Origin of the sequence: Mesorhizobium sp. XAP4 (assembly GCF_029269325.1) — a bacterium.
GTDB lineage: Bacteria > Pseudomonadota > Alphaproteobacteria > Rhizobiales > Rhizobiaceae > Mesorhizobium > Mesorhizobium ciceri.
Map to the genome: position 1 here is coordinate 675672 of NZ_JARIXW010000004.1, position 20435 is coordinate 696106.

Here is a 20435-nt window from a genome sequence, read left to right on the forward strand (position 1 = left end):
CCATTCGTCGCCAAGGCTTCGAGATAGGCGCAAAAAGGTAAAATCGTTTAGCGGTTTCCTCCCATTCCGCTGGACGGTGTTCCCCTCTGAAGGTTCAAACCTTCTTTTGGCCGGGCCGCATTCGAGCCCGGCCATTTTTTGTCCTGGTCCCGGACAGCGCAAAACCTATGCTGCAAAAGGCCGGTGTGGAGGAACAGGATATCTTCCCGAGTTGCGCGGACCGTCCGATCCTGAGTTTAGGATTCGAGCGCTAGTGCTCGACTGTATCGATCGGTCGAAACGACTTTCATGACACAAAAACAATTGCACCTCGGCGCCTTCATGCGCCCCGTCAGCCTGCATACCGGCGCCTGGCGCTATCCGGGCGCCTATGCCGACGCCAATTTCAATTTCGCGCATCTGAAGCGCTTCGCCCAGACCTTGGAGGCGGCGAAGTTCGACGCCTTCTTCATGGCCGACCATCTGGCCGTTCTCAACATGCCGATCGAGGCGCTGCGGCGCAGCCACACGGTCACCTCGTTCGAGCCGTTCACGCTTTTGTCGGCGCTCGCCGCCGTCACCGACCATATCGGGCTGGTCGCCACCGCATCGACGACGTTCGACGCGCCCTATCATGTTGCCCGCCGCTTCGCCTCGCTCGACCATATCAGCGGCGGACGCGCCGGCTGGAACATCGTCACCACGTCCAATCCGGATGCGGCGCTCAATTTCGGCCTCGACGAGCATGTCGAGCATGACGAGCGCTACCGGCGGGCCCGGGAATTCTACGATGTCGTCACCGGCCTGTGGGACAGCTTTGCCGACGATGCCTTCATCCGCGACGCCGAAAGCGGGTTCTATTTCGACCCGGCCAGGCTGCATGTGCTCGACCATAAGGGTGAGCATCTCTCGGTGCGCGGCCCACTCAACATCGCGCGGCCAATCCAGGGCTGGCCGGTCATCGTGCAGGCCGGCGCCTCGGAGGCAGGACGCCAACTGGCGGCGGAGACAGCGGAGGTCATTTTCGCCGCCCATGCCGATCTCGCGGCGGGGCAGCGCTTCTTCGCCGACGTCAAAGGCCGTGCGGAAAGGCTTGGCCGGTCGCGTGACGACATCAAGATCCTGCCCGGCGCCTTTGTCGTTGTCGGTGACAGCGTCGAGGACGCGCAGGCCAAGCGGGCGAAGCTCGACAGTCTCGTCTACTACGAGAGCGGCATCGCCTCGCTGTCGATCGCCATCGGACATGACGCGTCCGGTTTTGATCCCGACGCGCCCTTGCCCGAAATCCCCGAGACCAATGCCTCGAAGAGTGGCCGCGAGCGCGTCATCGAACTGGCACGCGAGGAGAACCTGACCGTCAGGCAGCTTGCGCAAAGGCTGGGCGGCTATTCCGGCCTTGCTTTTGTCGGCACGCCTGAAACAATCGCCGACGAGATGGAGGAATGGCTGATCGGCGAGGGTTCCGACGGGTTCAACATCATGTTTCCATACCTGCCCGCCGGGCTCGATGATTTTGCCGAGAAGGTGGTGCCGGAATTGCAAAGGCGAGGGATCTTCAGGCGGCAATATGAAGGGTCGACACTGCGCGAGAATCTCGGCCTGAAGCGTCCGCCCAACCGGTTTTTCGAGTAGAGCCTTCTTCGCAGGGAGATTTTCGATGTCGATCCAGTCCAACACCCGCATCGTGCTCGCGGCGCGGCCACAAGGCCGGCCAAAGCCGGATGATTTCCGCATCGAGACGGTTGATGTCGTCCAGCCGGGAGAGGGCGAACTGCTGCTGCAGATCCTCTATCTGTCGCTCGATCCCTATATGCGCGGGCGCATGAACGCTACGAAATCCTATGCCAGGCCCGTCGATGTCGACGGCGTGATGGAAGGCGGTACCGTTGCGCGCGTCGTGATCTCTCGCCACCCGGAATTTACCGAAGGGGATATCGTGTTGTCCCATTCCGGCTGGCAGAGTTTTGCCTTGTCCGACGGTGTGGGGCTGCGCAAGCTGGATCCCGCTGCGGCACCCATCACGACGGCGCTTGGCGTGCTCGGCATGCCGGGCTTCACGGCCTATGCCGGTCTGCTCACCATCGGGCAGCCGAAGCCTGGCGAGACGGTCGTCGTGGCGGCCGCCAGCGGCGCGGTCGGGTCGGCCGTTGGCCAGATCGCGCGCATCAAGGGCGCGCGTGCCGTCGGCATTGCCGGCGGTGCCGACAAGTGCGCCTTCGTGCGAGACGAACTCGGCTTCGATGCGGTCGTCGATCACCGTGCCGATGATTTTGCCGAGCAGTTGAAGGCAGCCTGCCCCGGTGGCATCGACATCTATTTCGAGAATGTCGGTGGTCCTGTCTGGGACGCGGTGTTTCCGCTGCTGAACGAATTTGCGCGTGTGCCGGTCTGCGGGCTGATCGCGCAGTACAACGTCATCGCGGATGCCGGCGTCGACCGCTTGCCGGTATTGATGCAGCAAGTGCTGCACCGCAGCCTGACGATCAGGGGGTTTATCCAGCGTGAATTTGTCGACCAGCGCCCGGCCTTCTATCGTGAGATGGCCGAATGGATATCGTCCGGCCGCGTCCGCTACAGGGAAGATATCGTCGATGGCATCGAAAATGCACCACAGGCCTTTCTCGGCCTTCTCGATGGCAAGAATTTCGGCAAGCTGATCGTGCGTATCGCGGAATAAATGCCGCGCAACGATCAGGCGGGGCTGCTTGGGTAATTTCTGCCGCAGCCGTGGCCGCGGGGCGTGATTGCCAGCAGCCGCCGATCAGCCGGTTGCCCCGGCTGCCGATGACGCCGAGCGGCGAGAAACGCAACTTGCCGATCTGGGCGATGGTCGCGGCGTCGCGCTCGCGCAGGCTTGGATTGCTCACGGCACGGTTTCTGTCTCGAGTGCCGGCAGTGCCGCCGCCAGCCGGTCCGCCCATTCCTCGATGCCGGACCGTGTCGACAAAAGATCCTGCCGGATCTCGACGAGGACGGCGGCGATGCCGCGATCGTCGCCATGGATGGGCACGGCGTAGTCGGCGTCGCGGCTGATCACATAGGGTACATTGGCCGCAACATTGAGCGCCGCATCGGTGCGCAGGCCCGAAAGGATCGCTTCGGCGAGACCTCTTGCTTGGTCATGCAGCACGCCGGCATGCCAGGGCCTGCTGACGCCGAGGAAGACCGGCGTGAAAGAATGGATCGTCACGATCCGCGTCTGCCGGCCTGCTTGTGCCCGGCGGTCGAGATAAGCGGTCACCCGGTCATGGAACGGCGAAAAGATGATCTCGGCGCGCCGGGTCCGCTCCGCCGCATCGATGCCGACATTCCCGGGAATGTCGGTGTCTTCCGACAGTACCGGAATGCTGCCTGGCGTGCCCAGTGGCCGGTTGAGGTCGATCAGCAGCCGCGAATAGCCGCTGAGGAAGGCCGGAGCATCGAGCTTCGACGACAGCAGGCGGGTCACTTCGGCGGCGCCGATATCCCAGGCGATGTGGCGCTGCAGATGGTGGGCATCGAGGCCAAGCTGTCGATACTCGACCGGCATGTGGTTGGACGCATGCTCGCACAACAGCACGATATCGGAACGGCCGTGCTCGTTGAGGGCCTCGACGGCCTCGGGCCAATCTTTTTTTGTCACTGCGGTCATCAATAGAGCGTCCGGTAGAGATCGCAGATGGAGGCCGGATCGAGACCGGCAAGACGCTCGGCTTCATGTCGCTTGAGGCCGACGAAGGTTTCGATGAAGACGGGCGCGAACCATCCCGTCACGGTGCCGTCGGCCAGCAGCGCGTCCAGTGCCGCGGGCAGGGTTTCGGGCAGGCGCACCAGACCAAGACTTGCCCGCTCCGCCTCGCTCATCAGTGTCGGGTCGCCGGTGACCAAAGGTGGCGACGGCAGGCCCGCCTCCAGCCCCTCCAGCCCGGCGCGGATGATCGCCGCCAGCGACAGATAGGGATTGCCGGTGGCGTCGGCGGCCCGGTATTCGATGTTGTATTGCCGCGCCGGATCCCGTCCGCCGATCGTCACCGTCGGGCAGATGCGCAGCGACGCCTCGCGGTCGCGGTCGGCAAGCCAGGTGTAGGAAGAACTCCAGCTGTGCGGCTTCAGCCGGTAGAAGGACGACACGCTCGACGCCGTCATGGCGGTCATCCCAGGCAGATGGCGCAGCACGCCGGCACAGAAGGCGCCCGCTTTGGCGGAAAGGCCGCCCGCCAGTGCCGGATCGTAAGTCATCGGCTTGCCGGCCTCGTCGACGAAGCTGAAATGGATGTGGACGCCGTTGCCGACGGCGGTTGGCGCTGTCTTGGGGGCGAAGCTCGCACGCCAGCCGGCATTGCGCGCCAACTCGCGCGTGATTTCGCGGATGGCGACGGCGCGGTCGGCCGCCGTCAGCGCGTCCGCCGGCTCGTGCGTCACCTCGAACTGCTCGTCGCCGAATTCGGCGATGACCACCTCGGGCGCGACGCCGGCTTCCTCGAGCGCCGCCATCAGATTGGGCGCGAAAGGGTCGGCGCGGCGCAGTGCGGCGAAAGACATTGAATGCGCCTGTGCGAAGCCGCCGTCGGCAACGTTGAATTCGTGCTCGAAAGCGGCGATGACCGACAGGCCGGTTGCGGCTTTCAAATCGGCCAGCGCGTCTTTGAGCATCGTGCGGGTGCAGCCGAGCCATGGGCTGCCGTCGAGCTCGACGATGTCGCCGGCGACCATATCGAATGGCGTTGCCGATCCGGTGCGTGTCGTGCGAAAGCGCGCTTCGAGATCGGGGATCAGCCGCAGGTCGCCCGACGAGCCCCAGGGGTTGGGATCGACGATCGAGTTGAACGGTGTCAGCGACAGATTGGCCTGCAGCCAACCGACGCCGGTCGTGGCGGTCTTCTGCAACTTGCTTTCGGCAACGAAACGGCCCCGCGTGACGGCGGAGAGATCCGTGGTGACGACGGCAACCAGAGGCTCGACAGTCGACGTCATGCCGGTTTTCCCAAAGCGTTGAAGCGGTCGACGACCGTGTCGGTGTCAGCCACCCAGCAGTAGCCGCCGAAGGCCTTGAGCGCGATGTCGTGGCGTTCCTGGGTGATGGTGGCGCAGGCATCCGATACGCAGGTGACAAGATAGCCGCGGTCGGCGCCGTCGCGCACCGCCATGTCGACGCATTGATCGGTCAGCACGCCGACCACGACGAGATAGCGGATGCCGAGGTTCTTGAGGAGATAGTCGACATTGGTCGAATTGAAGATGCCCGACGACGTCTTCGGCAGCATGATCTCGTCGCCAACCGGCGCCAGCGATGCCACCGGCAGTCCTTCGGGGAGACTGGGCGCAACATGGATCGGTGTCAGCTTGTGGTCGAGCGAGCGCTCACGGCCGTCTTCGGTCAGGCTCTGAATGATGGTGTGCAGCACCTCGACGCCATTGGCCCGCGCCGCCGCCAGCAGGCGCTCCTGGTTGGGGATCGTCTGCGAGGATGTCTGCCGGTAAAAATAATGATCGGGGCCACGTTCCGGATGCGACGGATCGGCGCCCGGCTCCAGCCAGATGCGCTGCATGTCGACGAGTAGCAGTGCCGTTTCGCCGGCACGGAAGGCTTCGTCTCGTTTGGGTAGGGCCTGGGTCATGCTTTGTCGTCCTGCTTTGCTGATTTGGGTCCCGGTGTCTTGCGGGGGCCGGGTGTCTTGCGCGCGCCGTTCTCTTGCGGTTCGCTGTCGAGCGTCACGGCATTGGCATGCCGCACCTTTTCGAGTCGCTCGATGCGGGCGCGGGCCTCGTCGCCCAGCGTCGAAACGATATGGGCGACCAACGCTTCCATCTGTGCGATCGCCGGCGCCAGCGTGTCGTAAGGTGAGGCGACTTCGAGCGGGCTGACGATGGTGACTTCGGCGAGATCTGATATCGGCGACAGCCATTGGTCGGTGAACAGGACGATGCGCACATCGAGCGCCGCCGCTTGTTTTGCATAGGCCATCACATCGAGTTGGTAGCGGCGGTAGTCGAAGACGACGAGCACGTCGCGCCGGCCGAGGTCGGCCAGCGTGTCGAAGATCTGCGGAGAGAGCACGCCGAGATCGCGAACCCCGGAGCGGAACTGCACGAGATAGCCGGCCAGCATGCCGGCGATGTGGCGGCTGAACCGGCCGCCAACCATCACGATCTCGCCCTTGGCCTCCATCAGCAAGCGGGCCGCCCGCTCGTAAGTCTGGACGGGTGTCGCGGCGGTGGCTTTCTGCAAGGCCGTGGTGACGCTATCGAGATAGGCCAGCACGGCGCTGTCGTTGGAACCGCTCTGCCGCTTGGCCTCCATCATCAGCAGCGGCGAGTGCAGTCTTGCCTCGACTTCGGCCAGAAGCCTCGCCTGGAAATCCGGAAACCCTTCATAGCCGAGCTTCATCACCAGCCGCACCACGGTTGGATCGCTGACGCCAGCGCGCCGGGCGAGCGATGAGGCGGTGCCGAGGCCGGAGGTCGGATAGTCCGTCAACAGCAGTCGAACGATCTTCTCCTCCGACGGCGTCAGCGCAAGATCCCCGCGCATCAGAACATCGCGTATCGCCATGGGCTTCCCCGGAATCCGTGTTCTCTTGTTTTGTCGAGTTTATTACAGAGATTTAAACATCGGTCAACAATGAAGAGATGTTGACATTGCGCGATCGCTGGCCCTACCTTGTCGAAAAGCAGCCAAGAGACTGTGGGGAACAGCCATGCGAAATGGAAGCGACGTCATCGTCGTCGGTGCCGGTATTGTCGGATCGAGCGCGGCCTATGATCTGGCCAAAGCCGGTGTGAAGGTCACGCTGGTCGAGCAGACCCATCCCGCCGGCGGCCCGTCGGGCAAATCGTCGGCGCTGCTGCACGCCTTCTACCTGATGCCGGAACTGTCGCAGCTATCCATCCGTGGCCGAGAGATCCTGGTGTCGCTGCCCGAAATCGCGGGCGAAGGATCCTTTGTCACCGAAATCGGCATGATGTGGGTCTGCGGCAACGACAACAAGGCGAGCTGGACGTCGGCAGCCGAACGCATCCGCGGCGAGGGCGCGCGCATCAAGACATTGTCGCCGCAGGCCTTTGCCGATGCCGCACCGGGCTTTGCCCTGGACAATGTCGCGCTGGCGCTGTGGGAACCCGAGTATGGCTATGCCGATGCCTTCGGCGCCACCAATGCTATTGCCCGTGCCGCCCGCGCCAGTGGTGCCAGGATCATGCAGAACACGTTGGTCGAGAGCCTCCAGCGGCAGGGCGACCGCATCACGGGTGTCATCTTGACCGATGGAACGATGCTGGAGGCCGATACCGTCGTCCTGGCCGCCGGGCCGTGGACGCGCCGGCTGCTGGCGACGGTCGGCCTCGATCTGCCGCTGCATGTCGAGCGCCATCCGATGGCCGTGCTCGACGCTGCCGGCAAGGCAAGGCAGGTCATGCCGTTCGCCTGGTGCGACGACATTTCCTGCAACTATGCGCGGCCAGACAATGACGGCGTCATCCTCGCCGGGACCTGGGCCGGCGGCGGCACCGGCCTGCGCCACGAACATGCAGGCCGTCCACGCTTCGTCGAAAATCCCGATGATTACATGGAAGGTGTCGAGGAGCAGGAATCGGTCGAGATCCTGGAGACCTTCGCCAGCCGCGTGCCGGCCATGGCCGAGCTTGGCATCCGGCCGGGCTATGCCGGTCTCTACGACATGAGCCCCGACGATCTGCCGGTCATCGGCGCCATGCCTGATGTCGAAGGGCTGGTCGTTTCGGCGGGGTCTTCCGGCCACGGCTTCAAGACCGGGCCGGCAGTCGGCGAGGCGGTGGCCAGGCTGGTCACCGAAGGCGCGCAACCGATCCTGGCCCCGTTTTCACCCGATCGCTTCAGGGCCGCGTGATGGCGTCGGTGACGACGAGCGAGAGCAAGAGTTCCGGCTTCATGCCGGCCGCGTTCCGCAACGCCACGGCCGATGCCCTGTGCATGGTCGCGGTGCTGTTGCTGGTGGCGCTTGCCGCCTTCATCTTCGGCGGCGCCGCCATGCAACGCGTCGTCACCTATGCCGCGATCATGCTGACGGCGGTGCTCGGCCTGCAGATATTCTCCGGCAACAGCGGCATCGTCTCGTTCGGCCAGGCGGCCTTTGTCGGCCTCGGCGCCTATGCGACAGGCATCCTCACCATGCCGACGGCACTGCAGCGAACGGCGCTGCGCGACCTGCCGCAATTCCTCGCCGGCCATCAACTCTCCTTCGTCGCAGCGCTGGCCATCGTCCTGGCTCTGGCGGTCGTCGTCGGCCTGCTGACCGGTGCGCCGCTGCTAAGGCTTTCCGGATCGAGCGCCTCGATCGCCACGCTGGCCATGCTGATCATCGTCTACACGCTGCTGGTCGCCGGGCGCGAGATCACCCGCGGCAGCCAGCCTTTCTACGGCGTGCCGCGTGAGGTCGGGCTGTGGACCGCTGCCGCAGTCGCTTCGGTGGCGCTGGTGGCGGCGAGGCTGTTTCGCGAAACCTCTTTCGGCCTTGCCAGCCGAGCCGCCGCCAATGACGAGCGTGGTGCGGCCGCCGTCGGCGTCGACCAACGCACGGCGCGTCTGGCCGCCTGGGTGGCGGGTGTCGTCGCCGCCATGGCTGCCGGCGCCATGATGGCGCAGTTTCTGGGTGCGTTTTCACCGCGCGATTTCTATTTCGACCTGGGCTTCACCATGCTTGCCATGCTGATCGTCGGCGGCATGACCTCGTCGCTCGGCGCTTTCGCCGGCGTCATCGTCACCATCGTTTTGGTCGAAGTGGTACGCCGCTTCGAAGGCGGCGGCGAAGTGCTCAGCCTGCATCTGCCTGTCCTGTTCGGCTTGACCCAGGGCGTGCTTGCCATCGCCATGATCCTGGTCATCTGGCGACGCCCGACCGGCCTGTTCGGCGAGCGTGAGCTGAACCTGCTGCGCCGGCCCGGACGTCAGGCCGTGACGGCTTCGGCGGCACCTCCGCAGCGTGTCGAGAGTGACCGGCTCTCCGCCGAGCGTCTGTCGCGCCGTTATGCCGGCGTCGTTGCTGTCGACGACGTCAGCCTGAGTTTCGAAACGGACAGCATCACCGGTATCATCGGCCCCAATGGCGCCGGCAAGACGACGCTGCTCAACATGCTGGCCGGTGATGTCAAGCCAAGTGCCGGTACCGTGTCGGTGGGTGGCGCGGTGCGGCAGGCTTCTGCCTTCCGCTTCGCGCGCTCCGGCGTTGCCCGCACCTTCCAGAACATCCGCGTCTTCCCGCACATGACGGTGCTGGAAAACGTCGTCGTCGCCGCACGCCAGGTAGAGCCTGATCTCGTCCATGCCGAGGCGGCGGCAATGGGTGAACTTGCGCGCATGGGGCTGGAGAGATTTGCCGATCAGCCGGCCGCCAGGCTTGCCTATGGCCAGCGACGCCGGTTGGAAGTGGCACGTGCGCTGGCGTTGAAGCCGCGCTTCCTACTGCTCGACGAGCCGGCCGCCGGCATGAACGCCGTCGAGACCGCCGAACTGGTTTCCATCCTGTCGACGGTCCGCACCGAGCGCCGCATCGGCGTCGTCCTGATCGAGCACGACATGCGGCTGGTGATGAACCTGTGCGAACGCATTGTCGTCATCGATCATGGCCGCGTCATCGCCGACGGCACGCCGGGCGACGTTCAGAAGAACCCTGCCGTGATCGCAGCCTATCTCGGCAGCCGCACGGCGCGCGCCAAGACCGCAACGCCTGAAAACCAGACCGCATAGACCGCAACGATCAACGACAAAAATCCAGAAGGAGAACCGACATGCCAAGCCTCTATCGCCTCCATCGCGCCGCCTTCTGCGCTGCCGTGTTCGGCATCGCCACCATTTCGACGGCCAGCGCCGAAGAGATCATCATCGGTGCCGCGACCGCGCAGACAGGCGGTCTTGCCCCTTACGACCAGCCGGCACTTGCCGGCCTGCGCATGTCGCTCGACGAACTCGACGCCAAGGGCGGGTTCGGCGGCAAATACACCGTCAAGCTGCTGATCAAGGACACCCGCTCCGACACCGCGCAGACCGCCACGGTCGCGCAGGAGCTGATCGATGCCGGCGCCAAGATCATGATCACGCCGTGCGATGCCGATCCCTCGATTTCCGCCGGCCAGCTGACCCAGCCTCTCGGCATTCCGACCCTGACGCTGTGCGGCTCCGCCCCGGTGCTCACCGGCGCGGTCGGCGATGTCATGTTCGGCACCTATCCCGCCGACAATGTACAGGCGACGGCGGTTGCCGACTTCGCCGTCTCCGAAGGCAAGAAGAAGGTGTTCCTGCTGACCTCGCCGGACTCCACCTACACCGCCAATCTGCCGGAATATTTCGGCAAGGTGTTCGAGAAGAAGGGCGGCACCATTGTCGGCCGCGGCACTTTCAGCATGGGCCAGCCCGACTTTTCCGCCGAGATCACCAACATCAAGGGCTTGGCCGATAAGCCCGACCTGATCATGACGGCGGCCTATGAGCCCGATTTCCCAGCCTTCATCCAGCAATTGCGCGGCGCCGGCGTCACCATCCCGGTCTATGGAGCCGATGCCATCGGTACGCCGACCATCAAGGCGCTCGGCAAATTGGTCGACGGCGTCGTCTACACCGCGGCCGGCTATGCCGAGCCGGGCAGCAAGCTCGAAGCCTTCAACGCCGCCTTCACCAAATATGCCGGCCATGCGCCGGAATCGACCTATGAGGTCAATGGCTACGAGATCGGCCTGATCCTCGACCAGGCGGTCAAGACGGCCGGCTCCGACGACCCGAAGGCGATCCGCGACGCCATCGCCGGCCTCAAGGATTTCGAGGGCATCACCGGCAAGATCACCTATGCCGGCACGGACCGCATGCCGCTGCGGCCAGTGGCGCTGATGCGCTACGAGGGCGGCGAAGGCAAGCATGTCGAGACCCTGATCCCCGAAGCCGCCGACGTTCCGGCGCCGTGATGTCATGCTGAGCGTTGAAGCCCTGAAAATCCGGTACGGCGAGGTCGAGGCGGTGCGCCGCGTCGACCTCGCCGTCGGCAGCGGCGAGATCATCGCCCTGGTCGGCGCCAACGGCGCCGGCAAGAGCTCGACGCTCGGCGCCGTCGCCGGGCTGGTGCCGGCGGCATCCGGCAAGGTGGTCTTCGACGGTGTCGACATCACCGGCCTGGCGCCGGAGGCGATCGCCCGCAAGGGCGTCGCGCTGGTTCCGGAAGGCCGCCGCATCTTCGCCAGCCTGACGGTGGCCGACAATCTGCGTCTCGGCGGCGCGGTGCATCAGCCGGCGGCCGAGGCGCGGCTGCGCGAAGAGGAGATGCTGGAGCTGTTCCCGATCCTGCGCCGCTACCACCGCGTCAAGGGCGGCAATCTGTCGGGCGGCGAACAGCAGATGCTGGCCATCGCCCGCGCGCTGATGGGCAAGCCGCGCATGATCCTGCTCGACGAGCCCTCGCTCGGCCTTGCCCCGCAACTGATCGACACCGTCTTCGACCTGATCGCCGAACTGCGCCGCAAGGGCCTGACCATCCTTCTGGTCGAACAGAATGTGGCGCTGGCGCTCGAAATCGCCGACCGCGCCGTCGTGCTCGCCAATGGCGAAGTGGTGCTGTCGGGCAGGGCAAAAGAACTCGCCTCTTCGGACCTCGTCCGCCAGGCCTATCTAGGAGCTTAAGAAGCATGATCGCGCAGCAGATCATCAATGCGGTGAGCCTCGGCGGCGTCTATGCGCTGCTGGCGCTCGGGCTGGCGATCGTCTTTTCCATCGTCGGCCTGATCAACTTCGCCCATGGCGAACTGATGACGCTGTCGGGCTATGCGCTGCTGGCCTCGCTGGTGCTTGGCTTTCCGTTCCCGGTGGCGGTGCTTGTCGCCGTGTCCTGCGGCGCGCTCGCCGCTGTCGCCATGGAGCGCATCGCGTTCAGGCCGATGCGCGGCGCCAGCGTCACCAGTCTGTTGCTGACCAGCTTCGCTGTCTCCAGCCTGCTGAAGGTCGTCTTCCAGAACGGCATTTCGGCGCGGCCGCAGGCTGTCGCCATGCCTGGCTGGATGACCGGCGCTTTCTCCTTCGGCGATTTCACCATCGGCGTCGGTCCCAGCATCTCCATCGTCGTCTCCGCACTGGCGCTGATTGCGCTGGAAGTCTTCCTGCGCCGCTCGGTGACCGGGACGGCGATGCGTGCCGCAGCGGAGGATTTCGACGTCGTGCGCCTGATGGGCATTCCGGCCAGCCGCATCATCGCCACCGCCTTCCTGCTCTCCGGCCTGCTCGCCGGGCTGGCGGCCATGCTGTGGGTGGCGCAGCGTGCCTCGGTCGACCCGCTGATGGGTTTCACGCCGGTGCTGAAGGCGTTTATCGCCGCCGTCGTCGGCGGGCTCGGCAGCTTGCCCGGTGCTGTCGCCGGCGGCTTCCTGCTCGGCATCATCGAGGTGCTGCTGCAAGCGACATTGCCGGGAGCGATCGCGCCCTATCGCGACGCCATCGTGCTGTCGGGCGTCATCGCCGTGCTGCTGGTTCGCCCGCAAGGCCTGATCCCGGCGGTTCGCGCCCAGCGAAGCTGACCTGATGTATACCAAGCCCGAGTTCGCGCCACTGTCGCGCGACGAGGTGTTCGGCCTGATCGAGGCCGCGGCCTTTGCCACGGTGGTGACAGCGGGACCGCAGGGCCTTGTCGTCTCTCATCTTCCCTTCGTGCTCGATCGCGCGCGGGGTGAAAACGGAACGCTGATCTCGCATCTCGCCCGGGCCAATCCGCACAGCACCTTGATCAGCGAAGGCAGGGAGACGATCACTGTCTTCCACAGCCCGCATGGCTACATCTCGCCGTCCTGGTATCCGCGCAATCCGGTGCGCGACAGCGCGCCGACCTGGAACTTTGCCGTCGTGCATTGTCATGGGCATCCGGTGCCGCTCGACGATCACGGCACCGCCCGGCATCTCCTGCAGCTTGTCGACGTGCTGGAGAAGGATCGCGACGATCGCTGGGGCATGCGTGAGCTCGGACCAGGCGGCATGGAGCGGCGCATACCTGGTATCATAGGGTTTGACCTGCCGATCGGGCGGCTCGAAGCCAAGTTCAAGATGGGCCAGGATGAGCGCCTCTACGACACAGGCGGAGCCATCAGGGTGCTGGAGCAAAACGATCCGGCGCTGGCAACAATGATGAAGGCACACAACGCGCATCGCCAGGACTGAGCGCCTGCATGCGGCAAGGATAAGAAAAAATGATCCCCAATCTCAACATCGTGCCCTTCGTCAGCGTCGATCATATGATGAAGCTGGTGCTGAAGATCGGCGTCGAACGCTTCCTCGTCGAACTCGCCGGCTACATCGAGAATGATTTCCGCCGCTGGGAGCTGTTCGACAAGACGCCGCGCGTCGCCTCGCACAGCGCCGAGGGTATCATCGAACTGATGCCGACCAGCGACGGCGAAGTCTACGGCTTCAAATATGTCAACGGCCATCCCAAGAACATGCGCGAGGGACGCCAGACCGTGACCGCCTTCGGCATGCTCGCCGACGTCCACAATGGCTACCCGGTATTGCTGTCCGAAATGACCATCCTGACGGCGCTGCGCACGGCGGCGATGTCGGCTCTGGCCGCCAAGTACCTGGCGCCGGCCGGCTCCAGCTGCATGGCGCTGATCGGCAACGGCGCCCAGGCCGAATTCCAGGCGGTGGCCTTCAAGGCGCTGCTCGGCGTCGACAGGCTGAGGCTTTACGATATCGACCGCTCGGCCACCGAAAAATGCATCCGTAATCTCGCCGGTCTCGGCTTCGACATGGTCGCCTGCGGCACCGCGCAGGAGGCGGTCGAGGGGGCTGACATCATCACCACCGTCACCGCCGACAAGCAGTACGCCACCATCCTCACAGACAACATGGTCGGCTCCGGCGTGCACATCAACGCGGTCGGCGGCGACTGTCCCGGCAAGACCGAATTGCATCGCGATATCCTGCTGCGCTCAGACATCTTCGTCGAATACCCGCCGCAGACCCGCATCGAGGGCGAGATCCAGCAGCTTGCGCCGGATCATGAGGTGATCGAGTTGTGGCAGGTGATGTCAGGCGCCGTGCAAGGCCGGCGCGATTCCGGCCAGATCACGCTGTTCGATTCGGTCGGCTTCGCCATCGAGGATTTTTCGGCGCTGCGCTATGTCAGGGATCAGCTGAAGTCGACCGGCCTCTACCAGGAACTCGACATGCTGGCCGACCCCGACGAACCGCGCGACCTGTTCGGCATGCTGTTGAGGGCGGCCCAGCAGGGTTGAGGCATAGAGTGTTCAGCCAGCCGAACCCCACATGGCATCCGGCACCACCACCAGCTTGCCGACGAAATCCTTGGCAATGAAATCCGCCTGCGCATGGTGGAAATCGGAGAGCTTGTAGACGCCACCGACCAGCGGCCGGATTTTCTTCGCCTCGATGTAACCAACGATGCGACGGAAATCCGCGCGCGTGCCCTGGCTCGAACCATGCAACTGCAACTGCTTGAGATACATGGTCCTGAGATCGAGTTGCACGACCGGACCGGCAATCGCGCCGGCGGTCGTGTAGCGGCCTTCGGGCCTGAGAATACGCAAGAGGTCGTTGAAGATCGCGCCGCCGACCAGGTCGGCCACCACGTCGATCGGTTGGCCGCCGGTCGCTTCAATCACGGCTTGCGGCAGGTCTGCGACGCCACGGGTGATGACCGCCTCGGCGCCGATGTCCAGCACCGCCTGTTCCTTGCCCTTGCCGACGACGGCATAGGGAATGGCGCCGCGCGCCCGTGCCAGTTGCACGATGCCGGAACCGACGCCGCCCGAGGCGCCGGTGACCAGCACGCGCTCGCCGGCCTTCAAGCCGGCGCGCTCCAGCATCTGTTCGCCGGTCAGGTAAGCGCAGCAGAAGGTGGCGAGTTCGACGTCGCTCATGTCGGTATCGACGACATGCGTATTCTCGGCCGGCACGGCCTGGTATTCGGCGTAGCCGCCGTCGCGGCCATGGCCCATATAGTCGATGTCGGCGAGCGAATCGTCGTCGCGATTGTAGATGGAGAAATCGACCATCACCCGTTCGCCGATACGCTCCGGCGACACGCCTTCGCCGACGGCGGCGATGGTACCGACGGTGTCGGTGCCCTGGATGCGCGGGAAAACAAGCGTGTTGCCCTGGCGCCGCCATGTCGACACGGCGGCAGCGTCCTCCTCCGTGCCATAGGCGCCCTGGCGCACCCAGACATCGGTGTTGTTCATGCCGCAAGCGCTGACCTTGACCAGCACTTCACCTGGCGCAGGCGCGGGCACTTTCACATCGCTGCGGTAGACGAGTTTTTCCGGCCCGCCGTGCCCGACAAGCAGCACGGCGGCCATGGTGGCGGGGAGGGTTCTGGTCATGGCATTCATAGTCGATCTCAGAGATTGGCAAACACGCTCTTGACCGCATCGGCGGTCTTCGACACGACGATGTCGGCTTCCTCGCGGGTCAGGCAGAGCGGCGGCGCGAAGCCAAGAATGTCGCCCTGCGGCATGGCGCGGCCGATGACGCCGCTTGCGGCAAGCGCTGTCGCCACCTGCGGTCCGATCTTCTGCGAAGCGTCGAAGAACACCCGGTCGTCCTTGTCGGCAACGAATTCCACCGCTGCCAGCATGCCGTCGCCGCGGACGTCACCGACATTCTTGTGGCCGCCGACCGCCTTGGCCAGCTCGGCGCGGAAATAGGCGCCGGTCTCCTTGGCATTTGTCACAAGATCCATCTCGTCGATCAGCTCGAGATTGGCGACGCCGGCGGCAACGCAGATCGGATGTGCCGAATAGGTCCAGCCATGGCCGAGCGAACCGAGCTTGTCGGAGCCCTCAACCAGCACCTGCCACATCTTGTCGGCGACGATGACGCCCGACAGCGGCGCATAGGCCGAGGTCAGGCCCTTGGCGATGGTGATCAGGTCCGGCTTGATGCCGTAATGGTCGGAGCCGAACATGGTGCCCAGTCGGCCGAAGCCCGTCACCACTTCGTCGGCGACCAGAAGCACGTCGTACTTCTTCAACACCGCCTGGATCTTTTCCCAATAGCCGGCCGGCGGCGGCACGATGCCGCCAGTGCCGAGGATCGGCTCGCCGATGAAGGCAGCGACGGTTTCCGGGCCTTCGGCCAGGATCATCTCCTCGAGCTTGTCGGCACAATGCTGCGAAAACTGCTCCTCGCTCATCGAACGGTCGGCGCGGCGGAAGTAGTAGGGTGCCTCGGTGTGCAGGATCGGCGCGCGCGGCAGGTCGAAGGCGTTGTGGAACAGGTCGAGCCCGGTCAGCGATCCCGTCATCACGCCCGAGCCGTGATAGCCGCGCCAGCGCGAAATGATCTTCTTCTTCTCCGGCCGGCCGAGCACGTTGTTGTAGTACCAGATCAGCTTGATGTTGGTTTCGTTGGCATCCGAACCGGAGAGGCCGAAATAGACCCGCGACATGCCCTGCGGCGCGCGATCGATGATCATCTTGGCCAGCGTGATCGAGGCCTCGGTACCGTGGCCGACATAGGCGTGGTAATAGGCGAGGTTCTTCGCCTGGGCGGCGATGGCGTCAGCGATCTTCTGGCGGCCGTAGCCGACATTGACGCAATAGAGCCCGGCGAAGGCATCGAGGCTCTTCCTGCCATTGTTGTCCCACACGGTGACGCCTTCACCGCCGGCCATGATGCGTGTCGGGCTTTCGCCCCGCGCGTGCGTGCCCATATGGGTCGAGGGATGGAAGAAGTGGTCGCGATCCCAGGCGGCGAGTTCGTTGGACTGGTCGAGCATTTTTTAACTCCTTGAGGGATGGCAGGACGAACCTAGGCGACGTCCAGACAGAGATACTTCAGATCGGTGAAGGCTTCGAGCCCGTGGCGCGAGCCTTCGCGCCCGATGCCCGATTGCTTGACGCCGCCGAACGGGATCGGCGCGCCGGTGATCTTGACGCGGTTGATGGCGACCATGCCGTAGTCGAGCGCGCGGCCCATGCGCTGCTGCCGGCCACCATTCTCGGTCACGACATAGGCGACGAGGCCATACTCGGTGGCGTTGGCGCGGGCAATCACGTCATCCTCGCTGTCGAACGGCGTCACGGCGGCAACCGGGCCAAACGTCTCCTCGCGCATGATCAGCGCTTCGTCACTGACATCGGCCAGCAGCGTCGGCTGGTAGAACAGCGGGCCGGCCTGGTGCCGTTTGCCCCCGGTGAGGCAGCGCGCGCCGTGAGCGATGGCATCGGCGACCTGTTCCTCCACCTTCTTGATGGCGCGCTCATGCATCAGCGGCCCGATGTCGATCTTCTCGGCTAGGCCATTGCCGGTCCGCAGCGTCTCGATGCGCTTGGCGAAGGCGGCGCAGAACCGATCGTAGATCGGACGCTGGACGTAGATGCGGTTGGCGGCGAGGCAGTCCTGGCCCGACGTGGCGAATTTGGCGTCGATGGCGATATCAACCGCTTTGTCCAGATCTGCATCGGCAAAGACGATCAGCGGGGCATGACCGCCAAGCTCCATCACCAGCCGCTTCATGGTCGGCGCGCTCTGGGCGGCGATCAGCCGGCCGATCTCGGTCGAGCCGGTGAAGCTCATGGCACGCACGCGCGGATCTTCGCACATCCGGCCGACGATCGTCGAAGCCTTGCCGGTGACGATGTTGAAGACGCCCACGGGCAGGCCGGCGCGTTCGCCGAGTTCGGCCAGCGCCAGCGCCGACAGCGGCGTTTCCGAGGACGGATGCGCGACGATGGTGCAGCCGGCGGCAAGGGCGGCGGCCGCCTTACGGGTCAGCATGGCCGACGGAAAATTCCACGGCGTGACAACGCCGACGACGCCGAGCGGCTCGCGCCGCACCATCATCTCGGCGTTCGGCAGATGGCTGGTGACGCTCTCGGCGTTCGGGCGTTTTGCTTCTTCGGCATACCATTCGACGAAGGAGGCGGCGTAGTCGATCTCGCCCAGCGATTCCTGCAGAGGCTTGCCCTGTTCAAGCGTCATCAGCAGAGCCAGATCATCCTTGGCGCCGACGATCAGCTCGAACCATTTTCGTAAAATTTTCGAGCGCTCCTGCGGCAACAGCGCCCGCCAGGCCGGGAAGGCGCGCGCCGCGGCATCGATCGCCTTTGTCGTCTGCCGGCCATCGAGCGCGGCGACGAAAGCGACGGTCGTGCCGGTGGCCGGATCGGTGACCTCGAAGCTTTCGGCAGCCTCGCTTGCGGTCCAGTGGCCATCGACATAGGCCAGTTCGCGCAGCAGCCGGCGGTCGGCGAGGCCGTCGAGCGCTTCATGGCGATGCGAGCAGGCGAAATGCGCGGACATGGTCAAAGCCTCCCGGTTCGGACTGATAAGGGAAGACTATCCGCCCGATGCAGATAGAGAGGCTGTTTGGAAGTCCTGACGTAGAGAGACTCTCTCTATCGGGTTGCCCGGCGAGAGAATCTCTCCGCTCCTATGACGACGCCGGCAAAAGCTCTGCGATGGGCAGCGCCACCTCGTCCTTCACGGTCTTGATGACGATGTAGGTGAAGTAACGATCGATGCCGATCTCGCGGTCCAGCAAGCCATCGACCAGCCGCTGATAGGCGTCGATGTCGCGCGCCATTACTTTCAACAGATAGTCGACGCCGCCGCCGACAGACCAGCAGGCGACGATCTCGGGAACATCGCGTATAACGCGCTCGAAGCGGTCGAAATCGGCCTGGCGGTGGTTTGCCAGCGTCACCTCCATCAGCACGGTGGCAACGGGTGCCACGACGCGCATGGCGATCCTGGCGTGATAGCCCGAGACGATGCCGGCCTTTTCCAGCTTGCGCAACCGCATCCAGCACGGCGTCGGAGACAGGCCGACCTGCTCGGCCAGCGCCAGCTTGGTGATGCGTCCGTCGCGCTGGATGGCGTCGAGGATTTTCAGGTCGATCGGGTCGAGTTTCGCTGATGTCATCAGGGCTCACTTTTTCGTCCGAGTACCATGACGGCGCATTATTTCGATTGTCAATTGCACTGATTTCGATCTCTAATAAGTCATGACATTGTGGCAACCCGATCCCGCGCTTATCCGGCGGCCGGCCTATCAGTCGCTGGCCGACCAGTTCGCGCGCGCCATCCATGACGGACGCCTTGCCAATGGCGCGCGGTTGCCGACCCATCGCAGGCTGGCCGACGACCTCAAGCTTTCGGTGCAGACGGTCAGCCGCGCCTATGAGGAACTGATCCGGCGCGGCCTGATTTCGGGCGAGATCGGCCGCGGCAGCTTCGTCCAGACGCAGCGCCGCGAGCCCGAGCCGCCCTATCTGCCGGAGCGGCTCGGTGAAGTCATCGACCTTTCGATCCTGAAACCGGTCTGCGAGCCGATGCATCTTGAGCGGCTGAAGCAGGCACTGGGATGGCTGGCTGAGAACCTGCCGTCGAGTTCAGCACTTTCGTTCCGGCCCAACATGGTGTTTCCCCGCCACCGCGCCGTCGCCGTCGAATGGTTGAGACTGTGCGGCCTCGATGCATCGCCGCAGAACGTCAGCCTGACCAACGGCGCCACCGCCGGCATGACAGTGGCGCTGATGAGCGTCGCGCCGCCGGGCTCTACGGTCGCCACGGAGGCGATCGGCCACCATACGCTGGTGCCGTTGGCACGCTATCTCGGCTTCAACCTGGAAGGCCTGCCGATCGACGACAACGGCCTGATTCCGGAAGCGCTGGACGAGGCCTGCCGGCTTTCCGACATCCGCGCGGTCTTCGTGCAGCCCTCGGTCATCAATCCGACGGCGACGCTGATGGATGCGCGGCGGCGAGAAGAGATCGCCGCGGTCGCGCGCAAGCACGATATCGCCATCATCGAGAACGATGTGCTGGGTCCGCTGGTCGAAGACCGGCCGCCGCCGGTTGCCGCGTTCGCGCCGGAGCGCACGCTCTACGTCACCTCCTTCACCAAGATCACCGTGCCCGGCCTGCGCATCGGCTATCTGGCCGCACCCGACCGCTACGTCGCCGCCGTCGCCAACCGGCATCTGGTTTCGAACTGGATGGCGACGCCGCTGGTGGCCGAGATCGCCACCAAATGGGTGACCGACGGCACGGCGATGGAGCTTGTCCACTGGCAGCGCGCGGCTTTGCGGCGCCGGCAGGATATTGCAGCGCAGGTGCTGGCGGGGGTCGACTATCGCGCCCGGCGAGACGGGCTGCATGTCTGGCTTCAACTGCCCGCGGACCGTGCCGAGGAAAGCTTTGTCGCCCAGGCCCGCCTGCAAGGCGTGGCTATCGCGCCCGGAACATCCTTCCGTATTTCGGGTGCGCCCTGGCACCCGGCGGTGCGTATCTCGCTGGGTTCGACCACCGAGGGGGAACTGCGCGCCGGCCTCGGCGTTGTCACCAAGCTGCTGCTTGGCGATCCGGAGCATCTGCTGCTCGCAATCTAGGTCCGGTTTGCCCGGAAATTGTGGGGAATCAGAATAATTGTCATGATATTATTTTCCCAATTGACATGATTTGGCGCGTTCCGCATCGTTAAGGGGCATAGGCTTCTCCAGCACGGGGAAAT

The 20435-nt window shown here is 64.7% G+C and carries 18 protein-coding genes; 10 read left to right on the plus strand and 8 right to left on the minus strand.

Features of this window, described 5'->3' with window-relative positions; genetic code table 11:
* Window positions 1-288 precede the first annotated feature (288 nt).
* Both P3C39_RS20725 and P3C39_RS20730 read left to right on the plus strand, forming a co-directional pair.
* On the plus strand, window positions 289-1611 hold the full coding sequence (locus tag P3C39_RS20725; protein WP_063170108.1) for an LLM class flavin-dependent oxidoreductase: 1323 nt from the start codon (window positions 289-291) through the stop codon (window positions 1609-1611).
* Window positions 1612-1636: 25 nt separating this feature from the next.
* The gene (locus P3C39_RS20730; protein WP_024502301.1) at window positions 1637-2656 is read left to right on the plus strand and encodes an NADP-dependent oxidoreductase; all 1020 of its coding nucleotides are present in this window, start codon (window positions 1637-1639) and stop codon (window positions 2654-2656) included.
* A 186-nt stretch (window positions 2657-2842) separates the two neighbouring features.
* Here P3C39_RS20730 and P3C39_RS20735 read toward each other — a convergent pair whose 3' ends face one another.
* From P3C39_RS20735 to P3C39_RS20750, 4 genes are read right to left on the minus strand one after another with little or no spacing between them, the layout of a single operon-like run.
* The gene (locus P3C39_RS20735; RefSeq protein ID WP_024502302.1) at window positions 2843-3610 is read right to left on the minus strand and encodes an N-formylglutamate amidohydrolase; all 768 of its coding nucleotides are present in this window, start codon (window positions 3608-3610) and stop codon (window positions 2843-2845) included.
* Entirely contained in the window at window positions 3610-4932 is a 1323-nt protein-coding gene (locus P3C39_RS20740; RefSeq protein ID WP_013530317.1) for a glutamine synthetase, read from the minus strand. The genes P3C39_RS20735 and P3C39_RS20740 overlap by 1 nt, the downstream gene beginning before the upstream one ends.
* On the minus strand, window positions 4929-5576 hold the full coding sequence (locus tag P3C39_RS20745; protein WP_013530318.1) for an isochorismatase family cysteine hydrolase: 648 nt from the start codon (window positions 5574-5576) through the stop codon (window positions 4929-4931). Before P3C39_RS20745 ends, P3C39_RS20740 begins: the two co-directional genes overlap by 4 nt.
* Window positions 5573-6511 carry a MurR/RpiR family transcriptional regulator gene (locus P3C39_RS20750; RefSeq protein ID WP_063170109.1) on the minus strand — a complete coding sequence of 313 codons (939 nt, stop codon included), beginning with the start codon at window positions 6509-6511 and terminating at the stop codon, window positions 5573-5575. Before P3C39_RS20750 ends, P3C39_RS20745 begins: the two co-directional genes overlap by 4 nt.
* A 145-nt stretch (window positions 6512-6656) precedes the next feature.
* On the opposite strand from P3C39_RS20750, the gene P3C39_RS20755 reads away from it, so the two are divergent.
* The 7 genes from P3C39_RS20755 to P3C39_RS20785 are packed head-to-tail and all read left to right on the plus strand — an operon-like array spanning window position 6657 to window position 14193.
* Complete coding sequence (locus P3C39_RS20755) at window positions 6657-7823, plus strand: FAD-binding oxidoreductase (protein WP_275953941.1); 1167 nt, start codon at window positions 6657-6659, stop codon at window positions 7821-7823.
* Window positions 7823-9679: a branched-chain amino acid ABC transporter ATP-binding protein/permease gene (locus P3C39_RS20760; protein WP_275953940.1), complete on the plus strand. Its 1857-nt coding sequence runs from the start codon at window positions 7823-7825 to the stop codon at window positions 9677-9679. Before P3C39_RS20755 ends, P3C39_RS20760 begins: the two co-directional genes overlap by 1 nt.
* A 41-nt stretch (window positions 9680-9720) precedes the next feature.
* Window positions 9721-10887 (plus strand): ABC transporter substrate-binding protein, encoded by a 1167-nt coding sequence (locus tag P3C39_RS20765; RefSeq protein WP_275953939.1) that lies wholly within the window; start codon window positions 9721-9723, stop codon window positions 10885-10887.
* 4 nt (window positions 10888-10891) lie between these two features.
* Window positions 10892-11596 (plus strand): ABC transporter ATP-binding protein, encoded by a 705-nt coding sequence (locus P3C39_RS20770; RefSeq protein WP_275953938.1) that lies wholly within the window; start codon window positions 10892-10894, stop codon window positions 11594-11596.
* Window positions 11597-11601: 5 nt separating this feature from the next.
* Window positions 11602-12483, plus strand: coding sequence for a branched-chain amino acid ABC transporter permease (locus P3C39_RS20775; protein WP_027035600.1), 882 nt, complete (start codon window positions 11602-11604; stop codon window positions 12481-12483).
* 4 nt (window positions 12484-12487) lie between these two features.
* Window positions 12488-13117, plus strand: a complete 630-nt coding sequence (locus P3C39_RS20780; RefSeq protein ID WP_063170114.1) for an FMN-binding negative transcriptional regulator — start codon at window positions 12488-12490, stop codon at window positions 13115-13117.
* A gap of 29 nt (window positions 13118-13146) precedes the next feature.
* Entirely contained in the window at window positions 13147-14193 is a 1047-nt protein-coding gene (locus P3C39_RS20785; RefSeq protein ID WP_063170115.1) for an ornithine cyclodeaminase, read from the plus strand.
* Between the two features lie 12 nt (window positions 14194-14205).
* Here the strand turns inward: P3C39_RS20785 and P3C39_RS20790 are convergent, their stop codons facing one another.
* The 4 genes from P3C39_RS20790 to P3C39_RS20805 all read right to left on the minus strand — a co-directional run bounded on the left by P3C39_RS20790 (window position 14206) and on the right by P3C39_RS20805 (window position 18845).
* Entirely contained in the window at window positions 14206-15309 is a 1104-nt protein-coding gene (locus tag P3C39_RS20790) for an alcohol dehydrogenase family protein (protein ID WP_063170116.1), read from the minus strand.
* 8 nt (window positions 15310-15317) lie between these two features.
* Window positions 15318-16697: an aspartate aminotransferase family protein gene (locus P3C39_RS20795; RefSeq protein ID WP_063170117.1), complete on the minus strand. Its 1380-nt coding sequence runs from the start codon at window positions 16695-16697 to the stop codon at window positions 15318-15320.
* 32 nt (window positions 16698-16729) lie between these two features.
* Window positions 16730-18223, minus strand: coding sequence for an NAD-dependent succinate-semialdehyde dehydrogenase (locus P3C39_RS20800; RefSeq protein ID WP_275953937.1), 1494 nt, complete (start codon window positions 18221-18223; stop codon window positions 16730-16732).
* 130 nt (window positions 18224-18353) lie between these two features.
* Window positions 18354-18845 carry an Lrp/AsnC family transcriptional regulator gene (locus P3C39_RS20805; protein ID WP_013530324.1) on the minus strand — a complete coding sequence of 164 codons (492 nt, stop codon included), beginning with the start codon at window positions 18843-18845 and terminating at the stop codon, window positions 18354-18356.
* 82 nt (window positions 18846-18927) lie between these two features.
* Here P3C39_RS20805 and P3C39_RS20810 point away from each other — a divergent pair, with 82 nt between their 5' ends.
* Complete coding sequence (locus tag P3C39_RS20810; protein ID WP_013530325.1) at window positions 18928-20313, plus strand: PLP-dependent aminotransferase family protein; 1386 nt, start codon at window positions 18928-18930, stop codon at window positions 20311-20313.
* Window positions 20314-20435 lie beyond the last annotated feature (122 nt).

Excerpts from the sequence above, each read along its gene's own strand:
- P3C39_RS20810 (WP_013530325.1), top strand. The coding sequence starts at position 18,928 with ATGACATTGTGGCAACCCGATCCCGCGCTTATCCGGCGGCCGGCCTAT.
- P3C39_RS20755 (WP_275953941.1), top strand. The coding sequence starts at position 6,657 with ATGCGAAATGGAAGCGACGTCATCGTCGTCGGTGCCGGTATTGTCGGA.
- P3C39_RS20740 (WP_013530317.1), bottom strand. The coding sequence starts at position 4,932 with ATGACGTCGACTGTCGAGCCTCTGGTTGCCGTCGTCACCACGGATCTC.
- P3C39_RS20770 (WP_275953938.1), top strand. The coding sequence starts at position 10,892 with ATGCTGAGCGTTGAAGCCCTGAAAATCCGGTACGGCGAGGTCGAGGCG.
- P3C39_RS20790 (WP_063170116.1), bottom strand. The coding sequence starts at position 15,309 with ATGAATGCCATGACCAGAACCCTCCCCGCCACCATGGCCGCCGTGCTG.
- P3C39_RS20800 (WP_275953937.1), bottom strand. The coding sequence starts at position 18,223 with ATGTCCGCGCATTTCGCCTGCTCGCATCGCCATGAAGCGCTCGACGGC.
- P3C39_RS20805 (WP_013530324.1), bottom strand. The coding sequence starts at position 18,845 with ATGACATCAGCGAAACTCGACCCGATCGACCTGAAAATCCTCGACGCC.
- P3C39_RS20730 (WP_024502301.1), top strand. The coding sequence starts at position 1,637 with ATGTCGATCCAGTCCAACACCCGCATCGTGCTCGCGGCGCGGCCACAA.
- P3C39_RS20775 (WP_027035600.1), top strand. The coding sequence starts at position 11,602 with ATGATCGCGCAGCAGATCATCAATGCGGTGAGCCTCGGCGGCGTCTAT.
- P3C39_RS20725 (WP_063170108.1), top strand. The coding sequence starts at position 289 with ATGACACAAAAACAATTGCACCTCGGCGCCTTCATGCGCCCCGTCAGC.
- P3C39_RS20795 (WP_063170117.1), bottom strand. The coding sequence starts at position 16,697 with ATGCTCGACCAGTCCAACGAACTCGCCGCCTGGGATCGCGACCACTTC.
- P3C39_RS20785 (WP_063170115.1), top strand. The coding sequence starts at position 13,147 with ATGATCCCCAATCTCAACATCGTGCCCTTCGTCAGCGTCGATCATATG.
- P3C39_RS20765 (WP_275953939.1), top strand. The coding sequence starts at position 9,721 with ATGCCAAGCCTCTATCGCCTCCATCGCGCCGCCTTCTGCGCTGCCGTG.
- P3C39_RS20760 (WP_275953940.1), top strand. The coding sequence starts at position 7,823 with ATGGCGTCGGTGACGACGAGCGAGAGCAAGAGTTCCGGCTTCATGCCG.
- P3C39_RS20750 (WP_063170109.1), bottom strand. The coding sequence starts at position 6,511 with ATGGCGATACGCGATGTTCTGATGCGCGGGGATCTTGCGCTGACGCCG.
- P3C39_RS20780 (WP_063170114.1), top strand. The coding sequence starts at position 12,488 with ATGTATACCAAGCCCGAGTTCGCGCCACTGTCGCGCGACGAGGTGTTC.
- P3C39_RS20735 (WP_024502302.1), bottom strand. The coding sequence starts at position 3,610 with ATGACCGCAGTGACAAAAAAAGATTGGCCCGAGGCCGTCGAGGCCCTC.
- P3C39_RS20745 (WP_013530318.1), bottom strand. The coding sequence starts at position 5,576 with ATGACCCAGGCCCTACCCAAACGAGACGAAGCCTTCCGTGCCGGCGAA.